25 protein-coding genes and 1 tRNA gene are annotated in these 20,020 nt (G+C 72.1%); 18 read left to right on the top strand and 8 right to left on the bottom strand.

Annotated elements, in window-relative coordinates; all coding sequences use genetic code 11:
- The first annotated feature begins 1 nt into the window (after position 1).
- On the top strand, positions 2-592 hold the full coding sequence (locus CFI00_RS16860) for a DUF2017 domain-containing protein (RefSeq protein WP_207082216.1): 591 nt from the start codon (positions 2-4) through the stop codon (positions 590-592).
- Entirely contained in the window at positions 589-1,788 is a 1,200-nt protein-coding gene (locus CFI00_RS16855; protein ID WP_207082215.1) for a DUF429 domain-containing protein, read from the top strand. Before CFI00_RS16860 ends, CFI00_RS16855 begins: the two co-directional genes overlap by 4 nt.
- Here CFI00_RS16855 and CFI00_RS16850 read toward each other — a convergent pair.
- Both CFI00_RS16850 and CFI00_RS16845 read right to left on the bottom strand, forming a co-directional pair.
- Positions 1,775-2,332: a hypothetical protein gene (locus CFI00_RS16850; protein WP_207082214.1), complete on the bottom strand. Its 558-nt coding sequence runs from the start codon at positions 2,330-2,332 to the stop codon at positions 1,775-1,777. The genes CFI00_RS16855 and CFI00_RS16850 overlap by 14 nt on opposite strands.
- 161 nt (positions 2,333-2,493) lie before the next feature.
- On the bottom strand, positions 2,494-3,744 hold the full coding sequence (locus tag CFI00_RS16845) for an MFS transporter (protein WP_207082213.1): 1,251 nt from the start codon (positions 3,742-3,744) through the stop codon (positions 2,494-2,496).
- A gap of 86 nt (positions 3,745-3,830) precedes the next feature.
- On the opposite strand from CFI00_RS16845, the gene CFI00_RS16840 reads away from it, so the two are divergent.
- The 4 genes from CFI00_RS16840 (at position 3,831) to CFI00_RS16825 (ending at position 7,201) form a co-directional block, all read left to right on the top strand.
- On the top strand, positions 3,831-4,283 hold the full coding sequence (locus CFI00_RS16840) for a M67 family metallopeptidase (protein WP_207082212.1): 453 nt from the start codon (positions 3,831-3,833) through the stop codon (positions 4,281-4,283).
- Positions 4,283-4,579 (top strand): MoaD/ThiS family protein, encoded by a 297-nt coding sequence (locus tag CFI00_RS16835; RefSeq protein ID WP_207082211.1) that lies wholly within the window; start codon positions 4,283-4,285, stop codon positions 4,577-4,579. The genes CFI00_RS16840 and CFI00_RS16835 overlap by 1 nt, the downstream gene beginning before the upstream one ends.
- A complete protein-coding gene (locus CFI00_RS16830) occupies positions 4,579-5,544 on the top strand; it encodes a pyridoxal-phosphate dependent enzyme (RefSeq protein WP_207082210.1) in 966 nt (321 codons plus the stop codon). Before CFI00_RS16835 ends, CFI00_RS16830 begins: the two co-directional genes overlap by 1 nt.
- A 112-nt stretch (positions 5,545-5,656) precedes the next feature.
- Positions 5,657-7,201, top strand: coding sequence for a CotH kinase family protein (locus tag CFI00_RS16825; RefSeq protein WP_207082209.1), 1,545 nt, complete (start codon positions 5,657-5,659; stop codon positions 7,199-7,201).
- A 21-nt stretch (positions 7,202-7,222) separates the two neighbouring features.
- Here the strand turns inward: CFI00_RS16825 and CFI00_RS16820 are convergent, their stop codons facing one another.
- Positions 7,223-8,269 carry an alkaline phosphatase family protein gene (locus CFI00_RS16820; RefSeq protein WP_207082208.1) on the bottom strand — a complete coding sequence of 349 codons (1,047 nt, stop codon included), beginning with the start codon at positions 8,267-8,269 and terminating at the stop codon, positions 7,223-7,225.
- 103 nt (positions 8,270-8,372) lie between these two features.
- On the opposite strand from CFI00_RS16820, the gene murI reads away from it, so the two are divergent.
- Together murI and CFI00_RS16810 are read left to right on the top strand one after the other, a co-directional pair.
- Entirely contained in the window at positions 8,373-9,185 is an 813-nt protein-coding gene (murI, locus tag CFI00_RS16815) for a glutamate racemase (RefSeq protein WP_207085584.1), read from the top strand.
- On the top strand, positions 9,182-9,952 hold the full coding sequence (locus CFI00_RS16810; RefSeq protein WP_207082207.1) for an MBL fold metallo-hydrolase: 771 nt from the start codon (positions 9,182-9,184) through the stop codon (positions 9,950-9,952). Before murI ends, CFI00_RS16810 begins: the two co-directional genes overlap by 4 nt.
- 1 nt (position 9,953) lies before the next feature.
- On the opposite strand, the gene CFI00_RS16805 is transcribed toward CFI00_RS16810, so the two are convergent.
- Together CFI00_RS16805 and CFI00_RS16800 are read right to left on the bottom strand one after the other, a co-directional pair.
- Positions 9,954-10,622 (bottom strand): response regulator transcription factor, encoded by a 669-nt coding sequence (locus CFI00_RS16805; protein ID WP_207082206.1) that lies wholly within the window; start codon positions 10,620-10,622, stop codon positions 9,954-9,956.
- Positions 10,601-11,770, bottom strand: coding sequence for a histidine kinase (locus tag CFI00_RS16800; RefSeq protein ID WP_242532449.1), 1,170 nt, complete (start codon positions 11,768-11,770; stop codon positions 10,601-10,603). The genes CFI00_RS16805 and CFI00_RS16800 overlap by 22 nt, the downstream gene beginning before the upstream one ends.
- A 232-nt stretch (positions 11,771-12,002) precedes the next feature.
- On the opposite strand from CFI00_RS16800, the gene rph reads away from it, so the two are divergent.
- The gene (rph, locus tag CFI00_RS16795) at positions 12,003-12,743 is read left to right on the top strand and encodes a ribonuclease PH (RefSeq protein ID WP_207082205.1); all 741 of its coding nucleotides are present in this window, start codon (positions 12,003-12,005) and stop codon (positions 12,741-12,743) included.
- The gene (rdgB, locus tag CFI00_RS16790; RefSeq protein WP_207082204.1) at positions 12,740-13,354 is read left to right on the top strand and encodes an RdgB/HAM1 family non-canonical purine NTP pyrophosphatase; all 615 of its coding nucleotides are present in this window, start codon (positions 12,740-12,742) and stop codon (positions 13,352-13,354) included. The genes rph and rdgB overlap by 4 nt, the downstream gene beginning before the upstream one ends.
- On the opposite strand, the gene CFI00_RS16785 is transcribed toward rdgB, so the two are convergent.
- From CFI00_RS16785 to bcp, 3 genes are all read right to left on the bottom strand, one after another.
- Positions 13,346-14,218, bottom strand: coding sequence for a bile acid:sodium symporter family protein (locus tag CFI00_RS16785; RefSeq protein ID WP_207082203.1), 873 nt, complete (start codon positions 14,216-14,218; stop codon positions 13,346-13,348). The two genes, rdgB and CFI00_RS16785, sit on opposite strands and share 9 nt — an antisense overlap.
- Positions 14,219-14,272: 54 nt before the next feature.
- Positions 14,273-14,348, bottom strand: a tRNA-Leu gene (locus CFI00_RS16780).
- A gap of 10 nt (positions 14,349-14,358) precedes the next feature.
- Positions 14,359-14,829, bottom strand: coding sequence for a thioredoxin-dependent thiol peroxidase (gene bcp, locus CFI00_RS16775; protein WP_207082202.1), 471 nt, complete (start codon positions 14,827-14,829; stop codon positions 14,359-14,361).
- A gap of 168 nt (positions 14,830-14,997) precedes the next feature.
- Here bcp and CFI00_RS16770 point away from each other — a divergent pair, with 168 nt between their 5' ends.
- The 8 genes from CFI00_RS16770 to CFI00_RS16735 are packed head-to-tail and all read left to right on the top strand — an operon-like array spanning position 14,998 to position 19,974.
- On the top strand, positions 14,998-15,687 hold the full coding sequence (locus tag CFI00_RS16770) for an energy-coupling factor ABC transporter permease (protein WP_207085582.1): 690 nt from the start codon (positions 14,998-15,000) through the stop codon (positions 15,685-15,687).
- Positions 15,684-16,025 (top strand): PDGLE domain-containing protein, encoded by a 342-nt coding sequence (locus CFI00_RS16765; protein WP_207082201.1) that lies wholly within the window; start codon positions 15,684-15,686, stop codon positions 16,023-16,025. The genes CFI00_RS16770 and CFI00_RS16765 overlap by 4 nt, the downstream gene beginning before the upstream one ends.
- Positions 16,025-16,708 carry a cobalt ECF transporter T component CbiQ gene (cbiQ, locus tag CFI00_RS16760; protein ID WP_207082200.1) on the top strand — a complete coding sequence of 228 codons (684 nt, stop codon included), beginning with the start codon at positions 16,025-16,027 and terminating at the stop codon, positions 16,706-16,708. The genes CFI00_RS16765 and cbiQ overlap by 1 nt, the downstream gene beginning before the upstream one ends.
- The gene (locus CFI00_RS16755) at positions 16,705-17,460 is read left to right on the top strand and encodes an ABC transporter ATP-binding protein (RefSeq protein WP_207082199.1); all 756 of its coding nucleotides are present in this window, start codon (positions 16,705-16,707) and stop codon (positions 17,458-17,460) included. The genes cbiQ and CFI00_RS16755 overlap by 4 nt, the downstream gene beginning before the upstream one ends.
- Positions 17,457-17,705, top strand: a complete 249-nt coding sequence (locus CFI00_RS16750) for a DUF3618 domain-containing protein (protein ID WP_207082198.1) — start codon at positions 17,457-17,459, stop codon at positions 17,703-17,705. Before CFI00_RS16755 ends, CFI00_RS16750 begins: the two co-directional genes overlap by 4 nt.
- 17 nt (positions 17,706-17,722) lie before the next feature.
- On the top strand, positions 17,723-18,022 hold the full coding sequence (locus CFI00_RS16745; protein WP_207082197.1) for a co-chaperone GroES: 300 nt from the start codon (positions 17,723-17,725) through the stop codon (positions 18,020-18,022).
- A 31-nt stretch (positions 18,023-18,053) separates the two neighbouring features.
- On the top strand, positions 18,054-19,427 hold the full coding sequence (locus CFI00_RS16740; protein WP_207082196.1) for an NAD(P)-binding domain-containing protein: 1,374 nt from the start codon (positions 18,054-18,056) through the stop codon (positions 19,425-19,427).
- Entirely contained in the window at positions 19,414-19,974 is a 561-nt protein-coding gene (locus CFI00_RS16735; RefSeq protein WP_242532448.1) for a 1-acyl-sn-glycerol-3-phosphate acyltransferase, read from the top strand. The genes CFI00_RS16740 and CFI00_RS16735 overlap by 14 nt, the downstream gene beginning before the upstream one ends.
- The last annotated feature ends 46 nt before the right edge of the window (positions 19,975-20,020 follow it).

The raw sequence follows: 20,020 nt of genomic DNA, 5'->3' as shown, positions 1-20,020 counted from the left end.
GGTGAGCGGTTTCGAGCGTCACCGGCGGTCCGCGCGCGTCATTGCCACCTTCACCGGCTTCGAGGCCGACCTGCTGCGCTCGCTCGCCTCGCAGATGGTGGAGCTGCTGCGCAACGAGCGTGCCGAGCCGGCCGCCCCCTCCGCAGATGCCTTCGAGGCGCTCATGGCGGAGTTCTCCGGTGCCACGACCATCCCCGAGGACCCCGTGCTCGCGCGGCTGTTCCCGACGGCCTACCCCGACGACGAGGAGGCGGCCGCGGACTTCCGCCGCTTCACCGAGGGCGGCCTGCGCGACGGCAAGGCCGGCGCGGCAGCGCAGATCATCGACACCCTCGAGGACGCGGGTCTGCCCGAGGAGCTGCGCGAGGACGGGTTGGTGATCGACGTCGAGCTGACGCCCGAGGACGCCGAGACGTGGATGCGTGCCTTCACCGACATCCGGCTCGCGCTCGCGACCCGCCTCGGCGTCGAGGCAGGCGACGAGGACTACTGGCACTCCCTGCCCGAGGACGACCCGCGGGCCCAGGCGCACGACATCTACGAGTGGGTCGGCTACCTCCAGGAGACGATCGTCGAAGCGCTGACGTCGTGAGCCCGGTCCCCGACTTCGTCGTCGCGATCCGCGAGAAGATCGGCCACGACCCGCTGTGGCTGCCCGGCGTCACCGCGGTCGTGCGCCGCGGCGACGAGGTGCTGCTCGTCAAGCGTGCCGACAACGGGCACTGGACGCCCGTCACGGGGATCCCGGACCCCGGCGAGGAGCCTGCTGTCGCCGCAGCGCGCGAGGCGCTGGAGGAGACCGGCACGCGGATCCGGGTCGACCGGCTCGCCTCGACCGCCGTCCACGGCGAGGTCGTGCACGCCAACGGCGACCGCGCGACCTATCTCGACCTCACCTTCGCCTGCACCTGGCTCGAGGGGGAGGCCCACGTCGCCGACGACGAGTCGAGCGACGTGAGGTGGTGGCCGGTGGCCGCGCTCCCGGAGATGTCGGACGTGATGCTCGAGCGCATCGCCGCGGGGTTCAGCGACGAGGGTGCGGCGCGCTTCGTGGTGCCACCGGACCAGCCCCCACCGGTCGAGGTGCTGACCCCGGACGTGCCGGTCCTCGGGGTGGACGCGTGCCCCGGCGGCTGGGTCGGCGTGCTCATCGACACCGCTGGCCGGGCGTCGGTCTTCGTCGACGCCTCCATCAGCGGGCTGGTCGCGCTCGTGCGCGAGAGAACCCCTGTCGCCGTCGTCGCGATCGACATCCCCATCGGCCTGCCCGACTCCTCGGGCCGGCTCGCGGACGCCGAGGCCCGCCGCCAGCTGGCCGGCAAGTCCTCCTCGGTCTTCTCCACGCCGACCCGCACCGCGCTCGAGGCCGGGTCGTACGCCGCCGCCCGCGCGGCCAACCTCGCCGCCACCGGCGGGCGTACGAGCGTCAGCGCGCAGGCCTACGCGCTGCGGGAGAAGGTGCTGGAGGTCGACGCGTGGGTGCGCTCACGCCCCGGCGCCACGGTCATCGAGGTCCACCCCGAGGTGAGCTTCGCGCGGATGGCCGGCTCCCCGGTGCTTGCCCGGAAGAAGGACGCCGACGGGGTGGCTGCACGCCGTGGGGCGCTGGCCGTGCACGGGATCGTCGCGCCGCCGTGGTTCCGTGGCGCCGGCTTCGGCGAGGACGACCTGCTCGACGCCTGCGCGGCCGCGTGGTCCGCCGTACGCCACTCGCTCGGCGTCTCGGAGTCCTTCCCAGCGACGCCCGAGGTGTTCTCCGACGGGATTCCGGCGGCTATCCGCGTCTGAACCCGTGGACGAACGTGAGGACCAGGTCCACCTCGCGTTCGAGGCTCGCGAGCTCGTCGTGACGTGACGCCTCGAGCAGTCCGCGGATCAGGTCCCTCTCCCGCGATCGGATGGCAGCCACCGAGGAGCCGATCGCATCGTCCCAGCGACCGGCCTCGACGATGGTCAGCCAGATGCCGTCGAACACCTCCTCGAGCCACGACTGCGGGAGGAGCGCCAGCGCGACGTCCGGGAGGGTCAACCCGGCCCCGCCCAAGGATGCCGAGAACGTCCGGGCCCGTGCGAGGTTGCCACGCTCGCGGATCCATCGGTCACCGTAGACCGCCGCTACGGCCGCACGCATCGCCGCCACCGAGGGGAACCATGCGGCGATGGCCTGCGGCGTGACGTTGGCGGCAGAGGCCACGTTGCGCAGCGTGAGCGCCGGCCAACCGCCGTCGGCCAGGATCGGAATGGCGAGGTCGGTGGCCATCTGGGCCTTCGCGGGGCTGCTGCGGGAGAACATCGGGCCCGAACGAGGGATGAAGCGGGTGTCGGCGTCCATGGCAACCAGCACAGCAGACCATCGGGGCTGGCGGATCGCTCTTCCACAGGCACCGGGCGACGCCCATCAGTGAGTTGAATTGACGTCAATTCAACTCGCGATCGAGGGCATTCGCGCACCGCGCGGGCGGGTCTGCGGGCGGGTAGCCGGGCGGAGCTGGGCTACCCCGAGTGGGTCAGCACGCCGTAGCGCTCGCGGGAGGCCAGCGCCCAGCGTGAGACCGGCACCGACACCAGCGCGATGGCCATCATCATCGCGGCGAGCACGAGCCAGCCGGTCTCACCCATCTCGACGCACAGCAGCGTCACGACCGGCGGCCCGATGACCGCGACCACGCTGAAGCCGAGGCCGGCGAAGCCCTGGTACTGGCCCTGCCGCTCGTGGGGTGCGAGCCCCATCTGGAGCCCCCACTGACCGCCGGAGCCGATCATCTCGCCGACGACGTGCACCAGCGACCCGATGACGAGCACGACGATCGCGAACGTCGCGTCGCCACGGTCGGCCAGCGCGACGATCGCGAACCCGGCGGCGATCCACACCGCACCGCGCACGAGGGCGCGGGCGCCCGCCTCGACCGAGTCGGCGCGCCGGGACAGCCGGACCTGGAAGAGCGCGACGGCCGCCGTGTTCACGACCAGCAGGATCGCCACCATCACGGGCGGGGCCGACGTCCGCTCGGAGATGTAGAGCGCCAGGCCGAGCTCCATGACGAAGAAGTGCATCGAGAACAGGCCCGTGATCGCCACCACGACGACGTAGGGCCAGTCGCGCAGCACCGCGAGCCGCGGCTCTCCCTCGATCCGCACGTAGGGCGGGAGCTCGGGCAGGCGCGTGCTGTTCCACGCGGCGAAGCCGGTGAAGACGGCGTTGAGGACGAAGACGGCGACGTAGGCCCAGGTCTCGTCGATCACCAGCGCGGCGCCGCCGAAGACGGAGCCGAGGCCGATAGCGGTGTTGGTGACCGCACGCAGGTAGGCCTTGAAGAGCACGCCCCGCCCGCCCGTCGCGAGCTGGGCGATCACACCCTGCTGGACGGAGCCGGCGGACCGCTCGAAGAGCGCCAGCAGGCCGAGGAGCAGCGCGAGCTGCCACGGCGTACGCGCCAGGACCGGCAGCGCGCTCGTGAGCGCGGCGCCGACCATGCACCAGGTGAGCACCCGGCGCGGGCCGCGGGTGTCGCCGAGGTGTCCGGCGGGGACCTGGACGACGATGCCCACGATCGCGGCCACCGACAGCGCCAGTGCCACCTCGGCGGCGGAGAAGCCGACCTGGCGGGTGAAGTAGAGGGCGCTGGTCGTCATCACCGCGCCGGCGCCGAACCGGTTGGCGAAGGAACCGATCGCCAGCACCCGCAGGTCGCGCTCGAGCGGGATGCCCCGGCGGGTCAGTGGCGGAGCCTCGTGCAGCGTCATGCGGTCTTTCCCCCCAGTGTCTCGACGTCAAGACTAAGCCGTGAGACGTGTGCGGGGCACTTCGGTCGGCTGCCTAGGGTGGAGCCGTGCTGACCATCGCCCAGGAGACGTACGACGCCATCGTGGCGCACGCCAAGCGCGACCACCCCGACGAGGCGTGCGGCGTCGTCGCCGGCCCCGAGGGCAGTGACCGAGCCGAGCGCTTCATCCCGATGGTCAACGCCGCCGGCAGCCCGACGTTCTACGAGTTCGACTCCACCGAGCTGCTCGCGCTCTACAAGGACATGGACGCCCGCGACGAGGAGCCGGTGGTCGTCTACCACTCCCACACCGCCACCGAGGCCTACCCGAGCCGGACCGACATCGGCCTGGCCAGCGAGCCGAACGCCCACTACGTGCTCGTCAGCACACGCGAGCACGGGAATAGTGACGGCCCGGTGGAGTTCAGGTCCTACAGAATCATCGACGGAGTCGTGACCGAGGAAGAGGTCACGATCACGCCCACCGGCACCGCAGACCAGAGAGAGAGCACCCCCTGATGGCCATCGAGGTCCGGATCCCCACCATCCTGCGCACCTACACCGACGGCGCCAAGGCCGTCGAGGGCTCGGGCGGCACGCTGTCCGCGCTCATCGACGACCTCGACGGCAACCACCCCGGCATCAAGGACCGCCTCGTCGAGGACAAGTCCGGCGCGGTGGACCTGCGCCGCTTCGTCAACGTCTACATCAACGACGAGGACGTCCGCTTCATCGGCGGGCTCGACGCCGAGCTCTCCGACGGCGACCAGGTCGTCGTCCTGCCCGCCGTCGCCGGCGGGGCCCTGCCCGCCTGATGACCCGCTACGACGACCTGCTCGCCTCCGTCGGCAGCACGCCGCTGGTCGGCCTGCCGCGGTTGTCGCCGGGGCGACAGGCCAACGGCACCGAGGTACGCCTCTGGGCGAAGCTGGAGGACCGCAACCCGACCGGCTCGATCAAGGACCGCCCGGCCCTGAAGATGATCGAGCAGGCCGAGGCCGACGGCACGCTGCGACCGGGCTGCACGATCCTCGAGCCCACCAGCGGCAACACCGGCATCTCGCTGGCCATGGCCGCCAAGCTCAAGGGCTACCGCATCGTGTGCGTGATGCCCGAGAACACCTCCGAGGAGCGGCGCCAGCTGCTGCGGATGTGGGGCGCCGAGATCGTGTCCTCGCCCGCCGCGGGCGGCTCGAACGAGGCCGTGCGCGTCGCGAAGAAGATCGCGGGAGAGCACCCCGACTGGGTGATGCTCTACCAGTACGGGAACCAGGCCAACGCGCTCTCGCACGAGGAGGCGACCGGCCCCGAGCTGCTCGCGGACCTGCCGTCGATCACCCACTTCGTCGCCGGCCTCGGCACCACCGGCACGCTCATGGGCGTCTCGCGCTTCTTCCGCCGCGCCAAGGCCGAGGTGAAGATCGTGGCCGCGGAGCCGCGCTACGGCGAGCTGGTCTACGGCCTGCGCAACCTCGACGAGGGCTTCGTGCCCGAGCTCTACGACGCCTCGCTGATCGACTCGCGCTTCAGCGTGGGCCCGCGCGACGCCGTACGCCGGGTGCGCGAGCTGCTCGAGCTCGAGGGCATCTTCGCCGGCATCTCGACCGGCGCGATCCTCCACGCCGCGCTCGGCCAGGCCGCCAAGGCGGTCAAGGCGGGGGAGTCGGCCGACATCGCCTTCATCGTGTGCGACGGCGGCTGGAAGTACCTCTCGACCGGTGCCTACGAGGGCACGGTCGACGACGCGGAGGACGCCCTCGACGGACAGCTCTGGGCCTGAGTCGAGCCCGCCGCCGGACGCCCGGCAACGCGTGAGACCACTCTCACGAAGTCGGCCATCTTCGCGGTGTACCGTGCGACGCTCCACGACTTTCTCCACCCGGGGGCCCCGCATGATCCGTACGTCGTCCGTCGTCGCACTGGTGGTCGCGCTCGCGCTGCCACTCGTGCCCTCCTCCACCGTCGCCGCGGCCCCGACTGCCGCGCAGGCGAAGGCGGCCGAGTCGGTGTGGCCACCGGCGCCTCCCACTCAGCTCGTCATCACCACCGAGGGCGTTGCGGAGGTGGTCAGCAAGGACGACTACCTCGACGCGACGATCAGCCTCGACGGCGTCGAGCACGTCGGTGAGATCAAGGGTCGCGGCAACTCCACCTGGGGTTGGGCCAAGAAGCCCTACAAGCTCAAGCTCGAGGAGGACGCCGCACTGGTCGGCGAGCGTCCGTACGACGAGTGGGTGCTGCTCGCCAACTACGCCGACCGCAGTGCGCTCCGCACCGCGGCGGCCTTCGCGATCGCCGAGCGCACCACGATGAAGTGGACGCCGCAGTTCCGCTTCGTCGAGGTCGTCCTCAACGGTCAGCCCCGCGGTCTCTACCTGCTCACCGAGCAGGTGGAGGTCGGCGAGGGCCGCGTGGACCTGCCCGACTCCGGCTTCCTGCTGGAGATCAACCAGCGCTACCTCCGCGACGACGAGCCGGGCTTCCGCACCAGGCGCGGCATCCCGGTCGCGTTCAAGGACCCCGACGAGGTGACCCGCAAGCAGCGGCGCACGGTGCGGCGCGCCGTCCGCAGGTTCGAGAACGCGCTCTACAGCCCCGGCTTCGCCGACCGCAGGAAGGGCTACGCGGCCCACGTCAACGTCAAGAGCGTCATCGACTGGTACCTCGTCCAGGAGCTCTTCCGCAACCAGGACTCCAACTTCCAGTCCAGCGTCCACTTCAGCTGGAAGCCGGGCGGTCGCTTCCGCTTCGGCCCCGTGTGGGACTTCGACCTGAGCGGGGGCACCCGCTTCCGCGCGCAGGACGAGCCGCAGGGATGGCACACGCGCGTCGGGCGACACTGGATCAGCCGCATGCTCGAAGACCCGACCTTCTCGGCCCGGGTCAAGAGTCGCTGGGCCCGCCTCAAGCCGGTCGTCGAGCAGGTGGTGGCCGAGCTGCCCGCAGCGGGTCGGACACTGGCGCCGTCGGCGCAGGCCGACTGGCAGATGTGGCACGCCGACGGCAGCGACCTGCCGTGGAGCCGCCACGCGGACGACCACGCCGGCGAGATCGAGTTCCTCCGCTCGTGGCTGACCGTGCGGTCGCGGTGGCTCAGCAGGAACGAGGTCCGCTTCGGGACCGACCTGATGCGGACGCCCGAGCGCGCTCGTACGGTCTGGGTGCCGGTGCAGCTCCAGTCGCCCGCACCGAGGGACCTCTCGGTGGACTACCGCGTGCTGACGGGAACGGCGACCTCGGGGGCGGACTTCGAGCCCGGCCCCGGGCGCGTGCAGTTCGCGGCCGGCGACAAGGTCCGCTACATCCCGCTGCAGATCCTCGCCGACTCGCTGGTGGAGCGCACGGAGACCATCGTGCTCGGGCTCGACGAGACGCGGACCGACCTCGTCGTCGGCTCGCCCCGCGTCGTACGGGTCAAGATCAACGCGCCACGCTGAGCCACACCGCTCCCGGTGCAGCTAGCCGGCGGGGGTGACGTCGAGGTCGAGCGTCGCGTTGTGCTCGCTCCCGGGCAGCGCGTCGAGGTCGAGCAGGTCGAGCGCGAGGTTGGCCAGGTCGCCGTTGCGGACCGGCTGGAGCGCGTCGGCGTACCTCGTGCGGCGCGCGCCCGGGTCCTGCAGGTCGTCGGGGTTGAGCGCGTAGAGGTCGGTGCCGGGCATCACGCCCGGGCCGGCGACCATGAAGGGGATGCGGTAGTTGGGCAGGCGGCGGGCGTCGGAGTGGCTGGTGCCGAGTCCGCCGTGGTCGCTGGTGAGGATGATCGCCGTGCTGCCGTCGAGCCCGGGGTCGGAGCCCACCGTGTCGACGAGTTCGCCGACCAGCGCGTCGACCTGCTCGACCGCGCGCAGGTAGGGCTTGGACATGAAGCCGCGCGCGTGGCCGACCTGGTCGGGCAGCGAGAAGTGCACGAACCGGAAGACGCGGTCGCGGCGCTGCAGGTCGCGCCGCACGGAGCGGGCCAAGGTGGTGTTGTCGAGCCTGATCCGGGTGGTGTCGATGCTCAGCGGCCAGCTGCGCTTCCACAGGGAGAACTTGGTCTTGCTGGCGAAGAGCGCGGTCGAGCCGCCAGCCTCGTGGATAGAGGTGAAGACCGACTCCACGCGCTTGCCGGCCGCGGCCTGGACGGTCGAGGGGCGGCGCCGGTCGTCGTTCCAGGTCACGCCGTGACCGCCGCCCGAGGCGTCGACGCGACGGCCGGTGACCATCCCGGTGTGGTTGGGCAGGGTGATGGTGAGCTCGTTCTCGGTGCGTGCGTTCAGGGTGGAGGCACCGGCGTCCATGAGCGCGTGGAGGTGGGGGGTGCCGTCGCGGCCCAGGATGCGCAGGGCCTCGGGGTTGAGCCCGTCGACCGTCATCGCGAGCACCGACTCCACCGCGTCGTCGGCGGAGACGCGCGCCGCGCCGGCGCTCGGGCCGCCGGCAGGGACCTGGGCCGGGGCTGCGGTCAGGGAGAAGCCGACCGCGGAGCAGGCGAGGACGGAGGCGAGCACGGAGCGCAGGGTCACGCGCCGACCCTAACCCGACGAGGGCGGTGTGACGGGCCCGACGCCCGCAACGGCGTGACCGGTGACGGGGCGAGCGCCTAGCCTGCTGCCTGTGCCGACTCCCATGCCGCGGTTGACCGCCGACGCCCCGATCGGCATCTTCGACTCCGGCTTCGGCGGCCTGACGGTCGCGCGCTCGGTCATCGACCAGCTCCCGCACGAGTCGGTGGTCTACCTCGGCGACACCGCCCGCCAGCCCTACGGCCAGAAGCCGATCGGCGAGGTCCGCGAGTACGCCCTCGAGTGCCTCGACCACCTCTACGCCGAGGGCGTGAAGGCGCTGGTCATCGCGTGCAACTCCGCGAGCGCCGCCATGCTCCGCGACGCGCGGGAGCGCTACGACGTGCCGGTCGTCGAGGTGATCCTGCCCGCCGCGCGCCGCGCCGCGGCCGCCACGCGCAACGACCGCGTCGGGGTGATCTGCACGCGTGCGACCGCGAGCTCGATGGCGTACGACGACGCCTTCGCCGCGGCGCCCCACCTCGACCTGCACATCCAGGCCTGCCCGAGCTTCGTCGACTTCGTCGAGCAGGGTGTCACCGGCGGCGAGGAGCTGCTCGCCGCGGCCCACGACTACCTCGACCCGCTCGCCGCCGCGGGCGTCGACACCCTCATCCTCGGCTGCACCCACTACCCCCTCCTCACGGGCGTCATCTCCTACGTCATGGGCGACGGCGTGACCCTGGTGAGCTCGGCGGAGGAGTGCGCGAAGGACGTCTACAAGATGCTCGCGCGCACCGGCCTGATGCGCGAGGGCGGTGAGCCGGCCTACACCTTCTCGACCACCGGCAGCCCCGAGGACTTCGCCACCATCGGCCGGCGCTTCCTCGGCTCGGAGCTGCTCAGCGCCACCCAGTTCGCCGGAGGAGTGCGATGAGGCTCACCGTCGTCGGCTGCTCCGGGTCCTACCCCGGGCCCGAGTCGCCCGCCAGCTGCTACCTCGTGGAGGCCGAGCACGCCTCGGAGTCGGGGGAGACCCGCACGTGGCGGATCCTGCTCGACCTCGGCAACGGCGCGCTGGGCCAGCTGCACCGCTACGCCGACCCGCTCGGGATCGACGCGGTCTTCCTGAGCCACCTCCACGCCGACCACTGCCTGGACCTCTGCGGCTACTACGTCATGCGCAAGTACCACCCCACCGGCCCGCAGCCGCGGATCCCGGTCTGGGGCCCGGCCGGCACGGCCGAGCGGATGGCGCGCGCCTACGACCTGCCGCTCGAGCCCGGCATGACCGAGGAGTTCGACTTCACCGAGCACGACGGGCCCGTCGACCTGGGGCCCTTCCGCGTCGAGGCACGCGAGGTCGTCCACCCCGTCGCCGCCTTCGCGCTCACCGTCACCGCCGACGACCGCACCCTCGTCTACTCCGGCGACACCGGCCCGTGCGAGGCGCTCGACGAGGCGGCCGCCGGGGCGCACCTGCTGCTCGCGGAGGCGTCCTTCCGCAGCGGCGACGACAACCCGCCCGACCTGCACATGACCGGCGCCGACTGCGGGCGTACGGCGGCGCGCGCGGGTGTGGAGCGCCTCGTGCTCACCCACGTCCCGCCGTGGCACGACCCGGCCGCCGCCGAGGCCGAGGCGCGGGCCGAGTGGGCCGGGCCGGTCGAGCTGGCGCGCGCCGGCGCGACGTACGAGGTCTGAGTCAGACCAGCCCGGCGTCGTGCACGACCATGGCCACCTGGACCCGGTTGGTGCTGCCCAGCTTGGTCAGCAGCCGCGAGACGTGGGACTTCACCGTCGGGATCGAGAGGTAGAGCTCGGAGGCGATCTCGGAGTTGCTGAGCCCGCGCCCCACGCAGACCGCGACCTCGAGCTCGCGCTCGGTGAGCACGGTCAGCCGGTCGGCGGCGTGGGTGACGCGGTCGTTGGCGGTCATGCCCCGCAGTCGTGACACGAGGCTGCGCGTGGCCGACGGGGAGAGCATCGCGTCGCCGGAGGCGACGGTGCGGATCGCGCTGACGATGTCCGCGGGCGGGGTGTCCTTGAGGAGGAAGCCGTCGGCGCCGGCGGCGATCGCGCGCACGACGTGGTCGTCGGCGTCGAAGGTGGTCAGCACCACCACCGACGGCGGGGAGGGTCGCTCGTGCAGCGCCTTCGTGGCCTCGAGGCCGTCCATGACCGGCATCCGGATGTCCATGAGGACCACGTCGGGCTCGAGCTCGCCCACGAGTGCGAGGCCGGCCTCCCCGTGCGGGGCCTCACCCACCACGTCGATGTCGGACTGGCCGCCGAGCATCAGCGACAGGGCGGAGCGCACGAGCGGGTCGTCGTCGACGAGCAGGACGCGGATCACGCCGACCACGGTAGCCATGCCTCCAGCACGAACGCCGACCCCTCCGTGCGCTGCTCCAGCCGCCCGCCGCGCAGCTCGGTGCGCTCGCGGAGCCCGACGAGGCCCAGCCCGGCCCCCGGGGCGCCGGTGGGGCGGAGCCGCTCGGCGAGCGGATTGGCGAGCGTCACGGTGATGCCCGAGCGCGGGTCGCCCGACGAGCGGATCGCGACCGCGGAGCCCGGAGCGTGCTTGCGGACGTTGGTGATGCCCTCCTGCACGATGCGGTAGACCGTGCGGCCCGTCGCCGCGGGCACCGGCGTCGTGGCGTCCAGGTCGTCGGCGAAGTCGACGTCGAGGCCGAGCGACCGCGCCTCGTCGACGAGAGCGGCGATGTCGTCGTACGTCGGTTGCGGGCGCGCCGTGGGGGTGCCGGGGTCGTCCTCGCGCAGCACCCCGAGCACGTCGCGCAGCTCGTGGAGGGCGTCGTTGGCCTGGCCCTGGATCTGGGCCAGCCCGTCGCGCAACCGGTCGCTGTCGAGGTCGTCGCGGAAGGCCAGGGCGCCGGCCTGCATCGAGACCTGGGTGATGCGGTGGGCCAGCACGTCGTGCATCTCGCGGGCGATGCGGGTCCGCTCGGTGGTGCGCGCCTGGGACACCCGCAGCTCCTGCTCGCGCTCGGCCCGCTCGGCGCGGGTGCGCAGGTTCCAGATGATCTCGCGGCGCGAGCCGATGTAGAGGCCCCAGCCCATCATCCCGGCGTTGACGGCGACGTTGACCAGCGTGGTGATCACGGGGTCGTTGTCGACGAAGGGGGCGATGGACGTGTAGGTCTGCGCGGCTGCCAGGTTCGCGGCACCGACCGTCACGACCTGGCGGGCGTCGCGGCGCGTGGCGACCGAGACGGCGGCGAGCGTCGCCGGACCCGCCGCCACGCCCGAGAGCGCGCTCATCGCCGCGATCGCCAGCGCGATCGGCACGGGGGCCCGGCGGCGGAAGTGGACCAGGACGTAGGCGCACGCACCCAGGACGAGCTCGGCGACGAACAGCAGCCGCTGCTCACGCCACTCGATGGCCGCGACCGACTGCCAGACCGCCGCCGAGATCGCCAGGCACAGCGCGTAGCGCCACGCGTGCCCGACCCGCGTGAGCTCGGGCTGCGTCTCGGCGAGGCTGGGGCGGGGCTCCACGGCGCACAGCGTAGTCACCGCGATTCCTACTTTGGTCGGGGTCGCGGGGAGCCTCAGGGCCGATGCGCCGGCGTGCCGACGCGTCGCACCCTTGGGGCACCACCGCGCGGGGGAGCCGCGCGGGGCGGGACCGTGCACCGATGGCGGGACCGCCGGGGAGGGACATCGAGTCGGGTCCGGTGACACACGGGGGTGACCGGACCCGGCTCTGTCAGCCCTCTACCCTCGTGCCATGACTTCTGCTGCGACCCCCGCGCCCCGCGCCGACGGCCGGTCCGACGACGAGCTCCGCCCGATCACCATCACCCGCCACTGGCTCGACCACGCCGCCGGCTCGGTCCTGGTCGAGTTCGGCGGCACCAAGGTGCTGTGCGCGGCGTCGGCGTCCGTGGGCGTGCCGCGCTGGCGCAAGGGCTCGGGCCTGGGCTGGGTCACCGCGGAGTACGCGATGCTCCCCGCCGCCACCAACACCCGCTCCGACCGGGAGTCGGTCAAGGGTCGCGTCGGCGGACGCACCCACGAGATCTCGCGCCTGATCGGGCGCTCGCTGCGCGCCGTCATCGACTACGAGGCGCTCGGCGAGAACACGATCGTCCTCGACTGCGACGTCCTCCAGGCCGACGGCGGCACCCGCACCGCGGCCATCACCGGGGCGTACGTCGCCCTCGCGGACGCGGTCGCGCACCTGCGGGGCAACGGCGCGCTGACCGGCGAGCCGCTCACCGGATCGGTCGCCGCGGTCAGCGTCGGGATCATCGACGGCGTGCCGCGCCTCGACCTGCCCTACGTCGAGGACGTGCGCGCCGAGACCGACATGAACGTCGTGATGACCGGCGAGGGGAAGTTCGTCGAGGTGCAGGGCACCGCCGAGGGCGCCGCCTTCGACCGCGCCGAGCTCGACGCCCTGCTCGCGCTCGCCGAGAAGGGCTGCGCCGACCTGACCCGCATGCAGCAGGAGGCCCTCGCCCGATGAAGGTCTTCCTGGCCTCGGCCAACGCGAAGAAGATCCTCGAGATGCAGCGCATCCTGGCCGAGCACGTGCCCGACATCGAGGTGCTCGGCATCGGCGACATCGACGGCTACGTCGAGCCGGTCGAGGACGAGCCGACCTTCGAGGGCAACGCGCTGCTCAAGGCGCGCGCCGGCGTCGCCGCGACCGGGCTTCCCTCGATCGCCGACGACAGCGGGCTGTGCGTCGACGCCCTCAACGGGATGCCCGGCGTGCTGTCGGCGCGGTGGTCGGGACGCGAGAAGTCCGACGCCCGCAACAACGAGCTGCTGCTCGACCAGCTTCACGACGTAGCTGACGAGCGTCGCGGCGCCCACTTCGCCTGCGCGGTCGCTTGGGTGCTGCCCGACGGGCGCGAGCGCGTGGTCGAGGGCCGCATGGACGGCCACATCATCCGCGAGGTGCGGGGGAGCGGCGGCTTCGGCTACGACGTCGTCTTCGTCGCCGTCGAGCACGCCGCCGAGGGGCTGACCTCGGCCGAGCTCGGGCCCGGCGAGAAGGACCTCATCTCCCACCGTGGGCGGGCGCTGCGCGAGCTCGCCCCGCAGGTCGCCGCGGACCTCGCCTCAGGCTGACGCGGTCTCCCGCTCGGCCACCTGCCGCGAGACCCAGGTGCCCCACAGGGCCGCGAAGAGGAACATCACGAGCGAGTAGACCGCCGCCGGCACCGAGATCTCGACCTCGTCGAGCACCTCGACCGCCACGAAGATCGCGAGGGTGGCGTTGTGCACGCCCACCTCCATCGACGAGGCGATGGCCTGCGGGCCGGTGACGCCGAACGCCTTGGGCACGTAGAACCCCACCACGAGGCTGATCGCGCAGAAGAGCGCCGTGATCAGGCCGACGTCGGCGAGGTAGTCGCCGACGTTCTCCCGTTGGTCGAGCAGGATGCCGAGCACGAGGACGGCCAGGATCACGGCCGAGCCGATCCGCACCGGCCTGTCCATGCGGCGGGCGAAGTCGGGCGCTCGGTTGTTGACCACCATCCCGATGCCGACGGGCAGCAGGATCAGGGCGAAGACCTTGACGATCTCGACCAGCGGCATCGTCACGTCGTCCTGGCGGTCGTAGAACGCGATGGCCAGGCCGGTGATCAGCGGCAGGGTGACGACCGCGATGACGGTGTTGATCGCCGTCAGGGTGATGTTCAGCGCGACGTCGCCGCGGAACAGGTGGCTGAAGAGGTTGGCGGTCGTGCCGCCCGGCGATGCGGCGAGGAGCAGCATGCCGATCCCCAGCAGGGCCGGCAGGTCGAAGAGCACGACCAGCCCGAAGCAGATGGCCGGCAGCAGCACGACCTGGCACGCCAGCGCGACGGCCACGGCCTTCGGTGCACGTCCGACCCGCTTGAAGTCGGCGACCGTCAGGTCGAGGCCGAGGCCGAACATGATGATCGCCAGTGCGAGGGGCAGCCCGACGGTGGTCAGTGCGGAGTCCATGCGCGGACCCTAGTGGTGACGGGCGTCACACGGGAGGGACTCGCGGTGGAACGGTGGTGCGCTCGGAGAGATTCGAACTCTCACTGGCCACGACCTAAACGTGGTGCCTCTGCCGTTGGGCTACGAGCGCTGGCTGGTGATCAGTCCAACCCTAGGTCCCGGCGCAGCTTGGCGACGTGGCCGGTCGCCTTGACGTTGTACTGCGCGAGCTCGACCGTGCCGTCCTCGTCGATCACGAAGGTCGAGCGGATGACCCCCTCGACCTCCTTTCCGTAGAGCTTCTTGGTGCCGAAGGCGCCGTAGGTCCGGTGCACGTCGAGGTCCTCGTCGGAGAGCAGGGTGAGGGTGAGATCGTCGCGCTCGCGGAACTTCGCGAGCTTGGCCGGCTTGTCCTTGGACACGCCGAGCACCTCGTAGCCGGCGCCGCGCAGCGAGTCGAGGGACTCGGAGAAGTCGCAGGCCTGCTTGGTGCAGCCCGGGGTCATCGCAGCGGGGTAGAAGTAGAGGATCACCTTCTTGCCGCGCAGGCCCGACAGGCTCACCTCCTCCTCGGTGTCGCTGGTCAGGGTGAAGTCGGGGGCGGCGTCGCCGGGGGCGAGGCGGTCGGTCATCGCGTTCCTTCTCTCGTGCCGGTGGCGGGGGTGTGGAATATCGCACCAATCCGATCCGTTGGCTGTTGCGAACTGCTTGCAATAAGGTGGTGGTGGCGGTCGGCACCGGGGGGAGCCGGCCGCCACCATCCAAGCACCAGGCCGATGCGGCCAGGACGGACGAAGCCGATGCACGTGCCCGACGGATTCCTCGACGCCCCGACGTCGCTGGCGACAGGAGTGGTCGCTGCGGCCGCGGTCGCGGTGTCGCTGCGCGCCGCGCGGCGCGAGCTCGACGACCGTACGGCGCCCATGGCGGGCCTGGTGGCGACCTTCGTCTTCGCGGCGCAGATGATCAACTTCCCCGTCGGTGCCGGCACGAGCGGGCACCTGATGGGGGGAGCGCTCGCAGCGGTGCTCGTCGGGCCCTGGACGGCGGTGCTGTGCCTGTCGGTCGTGCTCGTCGTGCAGGCGCTGCTCATGGCGGACGGCGGCATCACCGCCATCGGCACCAACATCTCGCTCATCGGGATCGTCACCGTGGCCGTGGGCTGGGCCGTGTTCGTCCTCCTGCGCAAGGTGCTCCCCGCGCGGATCTCGATCGTCGCCCCGGCGGCCGCGGCCGGTGCGCTGCTGAGCGTGCCGGCGGCGGCGCTGCTCTTCACCGGGCTCTTCGCCATCGGCGGCAACGCGCCGGTCGACCTCGGCGCCCTCACCGCCACGATGCTCGGCTGGCACACCCTGATCGGCATCGGGGAGGCCGCTGTGACGGGCCTGGTCGTGGCCAGCGTCGTCGCCGCCCGCCCCGACCTCGTCCACGGCGCGCGCCCGCTCCTGACGGAGCGCGTCCTCGAGACCCGCGCGGCGGTGGCGTCGTGAGCCGCCGCCGCTTCTTCGTCGTCGCGCTGCTGGTGAGCCTGCTCGTCGCCGGCGTCGCGAGCTACTACGCCAGCTCGCACCCCGACGGCCTCGAGTACGTCGCCGAGCGGACCGGCATCATCGACGCGGGCGAGGACTCCGCCACCAGCGACAGCCCGCTCGCGGACTACCGGACCACCGGCATCGACGATGCACGGCTCAGCGGCGGGGTTGCCGGTGTGGTCGGCGTCCTCGTGATGCTCCTCCTCAGCACCGGGCTCTTCTGGCTGATCCGGCGCCGCGACAGTGGCGCCGACAGCGACGCGCCCCAGGGCGAGACCCACGACGTGGACGCCTGATGGGCGCCGGGCACGGGCACCGCCTCCACTTCCACGGCCACAGCCCCGTCCACCGCGCGCCCGCGCACCTCAAGGTCCTGGCCCTGCTGGGCTTCATGCTCGTCGTGGTCGCGACCCCGCGCGAGGCGTACGCCGTCTTCGCGCTGTGGGCGGTCGCGCTCCTCGGCGTGATCGCCCTCTCCCGGGTGCCCCTGACCTACCTGCTGCCGCGGATGGTCGTCGAGGTGCCCTTCGCGATCTTCGCGGTGCTGATGCCCTTCATCTCCCACGGCCCGCGCACCGAGGTCCTCGGCGTCAGCGTCTCCGAGCCCGGCCTGGTCGCAGGCATCGCGCTGCTCGTCAAGGGCAGCGTCGGCGTGCTGGCCTCCCTCACCCTCGCCGCCACGACCGAGCCGCAGGACCTGCTGCGCGGCCTCCAGCGGCTGCGGATGCCCGACCTGGTCGTGCAGATCATGGGCTTCATGATCCGCTACCTCGACGTCGTCACCGCCGAGCTCGGTCGGATGATGACGGCGCTGCGCTCGCGCGGCTGCGACCCGCGCTCGCCGCGCCACTGGCCGGTGCTCGCGCGGTCGCTGGGAGCGCTGTTCATCCGCTCCTACGAGCGTGGGGAGCGGGTGCACCTCGCGATGCTGTCGCGGGGCTACGACGGCTCCCTCCCGCAGGCGGGGGAGGCGCGATGAGCGTCCCCGTGCTCGAGGTCCAGGACCTCGCCTTCGCCTACCCCGACGGCCACCAGGCGCTCTTCGGCGTCGACCTCCACGTCCACCGCGGCGAGCGGGTGGCGCTGCTCGGGCCCAACGGCGCCGGCAAGACCACCCTGGTGCTGCACCTCAACGGCATCCTGAGCGCCGGTCGAGGCACGGTCTCGGTCAGCGGCCTGCCGGTCGCCAAGGAGCACCTGAAGGAGATCCGGCGCCGGGTCGGCATCGTCTTCCAGGACCCCGACGACCAGCTCTTCCTCGGCACCGTCCGCCAGGACGTCGCCTTCGGGCCGGCCAACCTCGGCCTCAAGGGTGCCGCGCTCGACCGCCGGGTGATGGAGGCGCTGAACCGCGTCGGCATGGCCGACTTCGTCGACCGCCCGCCCCACCACCTGTCCTACGGCCAGCGCCGCCGCGTCGCGGTCGCCACGGTGCTCGCGATGGAGCCCGAGATCCTCGTGCTCGACGAGCCGTCCTCCAACCTCGACCCCGCCTCGCGGCGCGAGCTCGCCGACATCCTGCGCAGCCTCGACGTGACGGTGCTGATGGTCACCCACGACCTCCCCTACGCCCTCGAGCTGTGCCCGCGCAGCGTGGTGCTCAGCCGGGGAGTGGTGGTGGCGGACCGCCCCACGCTCGAGGTGCTGACCGACGACGAGCTGATGGGTGCCCACCGGCTCGAGCTGCCGTGGGGCTTCGACCCCCGGCGCATTGATAGCCTGCCCGCGTGACCCAGGACATGCGCGCGCTCGAGCGCGAGATCGAGGAGACGCGCCAGCGCCTCGCCTCGACCATCGACCAGCTCGCCCACCGCGCCCACCCCAAGACGATCGTCGGACGCCAGGTGACGACGGTGAAGTCGCACTTCGTCGAGCTCGACTCCGGCGCCCCGCGCACCGACAACATCCTCAAGGTCGCCGGTGCCGTCGTCGGCGTCGTCGTCCTGCTCGCCGTCGTGCGCAAGGTCGCCCGCTGAGCACCGCCCCGATCAAGATGCTGCACGACCGCCTTCTGGTCGAGGTCGACCAGGAGGCGGGCGAGCGGCGCTCGTCCGGCGGCATCGTGATCCCTGCGACCGCGGCGATGGGTGCGCGGCGGCTGGCCTGGTCGCGGGTGATCGCGGTCGGGCCGCACGCCCGCGCCGTCGAGGTCGGCGACCGGGTGCTCTTCGACCCCGAGGACAAGGCCGAGGTCGAGGTGCAGGGCGAGGTCTACGTCGTCATGCGCGAGCGCGACGTCCATGCGGTCGCCGCCGAGCGCCTCGAGGCCGGCTCGACCGGTCTCTACCTCTGACCGCTCCGCCGATCGCCACCCAGGAGGGCTGATGGGATACCTCGTCAAGCAGTCGCACCGGGCTCCTGCCAACGGGCCCGTGCCGGCCGACGAGTCGCTGCCGCGCGCGTGCGTCATCGGGGCCGGCTCGTCGGGGATCGCGGCCGCCAAGCACCTGCACCAGGCCGGCGTGCCCTTCGACTGCTTCGAGATGGGCAGCGACATCGGCGGCACGTGGGTGCTCGACAACTCCAACGGCCAGTCGGCGTGCTACGACACCCTCGAGATCAACACCTCGTGCGCGCGGATGGCCTACTCCGACTTCCCGATGCCGGCCGACTACCCGGCCTACGCACGCCACGACCAGGTGCGCGCCTACTTCGAGCAGTACGTCGACCACTTCGGCTTCCGCCACACGATCACCTTCGACACGACCGTCGAGGACGTCTCGCGGACCGCGGACGGACGGTGGGACGTACGCACCAGCGGGCCGGACGGCACCGCGACCCGCACCTACGATGCCGTGCTGGTCGCCAACGGCCACCACTGGGACGCGCGGTGGCCGGAGCCTGCCTACCCCGGCACCTTCGCCGGTGAGCAGATCCACGCCCACGACTACCGCTCCGGCGACCAGCTCGAGGGCCGCGACGTCGTCGTGGTGGGGGCCGGCAACTCCGCCATGGACATCGCCGTCGAGGCGTCCTTCCGGGCGCGTACGACGACGTGGTCGGTGCGACGCGCGGAGTGGGTGCTGGGCAAGTGGTTCCTCGGCAAGCCCAGCGACCAGGGCCTGCTGCCGCCCGGCTGGGTGCCGTGGTGGGTCACGGCGCTGCGGCTGCGCATCGGCGCGACCGTGGCCGGCGGCAGCATGGAAGAGCACGGCCTGCCGCGCCCGCAGCACACGCCCGGCCAGTCCCACCCCGTGCAGTCGGAGCGGATCCGTGAGCGCCTCGCGGCGGGCGCGGTGACCGCGCGGCCGGCGATCGAGCGCCTCGACGGCGACCGGGTCGTCTTCGTCGACCAGACGAGCGCGCCGGCCGACCTCCTCGTGTGGGCCACCGGCTACCGCGTCACCTTCCCGTTCCTCGACCCCGCGCTCGTGTCGGCACAGGACAACGACCTGCCGTTGTGGAAGCGCACCGTGCACCCCGACCTCCCGGGCCTCTACTTCCTCGGCCTGCTCCAGCCGCTCGGGGCGGTGATGCCGCTGGCCGAGGCGCAGGCGGCGTGGATCGCCGAGACGCTGCGCGGCGACTACGTGCCGCCGTCCCGCGACGTCGTACGCCGCCAGATGGCGGCGGAGCACCGGCGCGACACCCGCCAGTTCTACGACTCCCCACGCCACACGATGGAGGTCGACTTCGACCACTACCTGTGGGACCTCGCGCGCGAGCGCAAGAAAGGACGTGCCCGTGCTTCGTCGTAGCATCGCCGGCCTCGCGCTGCGCGCCGTGCGCTGGAAGGCCGTCGGTGACGTGCCCCAGCGCGGCGTGCTCGTGGGCGCACCGCACACCTCCAACTGGGACTGGGTGCTCACGATGCTCCTGGCCTGGCGCTACGGCATCACGATCCGGCTGCTGGTCAAGAGGGAGCTCTTCGTCGGCCCCCTGGGCTGGCTGCTGCGCCGCACCGGTGCGGTTGAGCTGGACCGCACGAACCCCGGCGGGACGATCAAGGAGCTCCTGGCCGAGTCCGAGGGCGACGACCCGTGGCTCCTCGGCCTCGCGGCGGAGGGCACCCGCTCGCGCGGCACGCACTGGAAGTCCGGCTTCTACCGGATCGCCCAGCAGACCGGCCTGCCGATCACGCTGGCCTTCATCGACACCCCCTCGCGCACCGTCGGCTGGGGCCCCACGTTCCACCCCACGGGCGACGTCACCGCCGACATGGACCTCGTCCGCGACTTCTACGCCGACAAGACCGGCATCCGACCGGAGAACTTCACCCCGCCGCGGTTGCGCGAGGAGGGCTGACGCCGCCTCCCACGCTCCTCGGCGGCCTGCGTGTCCGCTATCCGAA

This window comes from Nocardioides sp. S5 (assembly GCF_017310035.1).
GTDB lineage: Bacteria > Actinomycetota > Actinomycetes > Propionibacteriales > Nocardioidaceae > Nocardioides.
The sequence above is the reverse complement of the archived record's forward strand: the minus strand, read 5'-3'. Positions and strand labels throughout refer to the sequence as shown.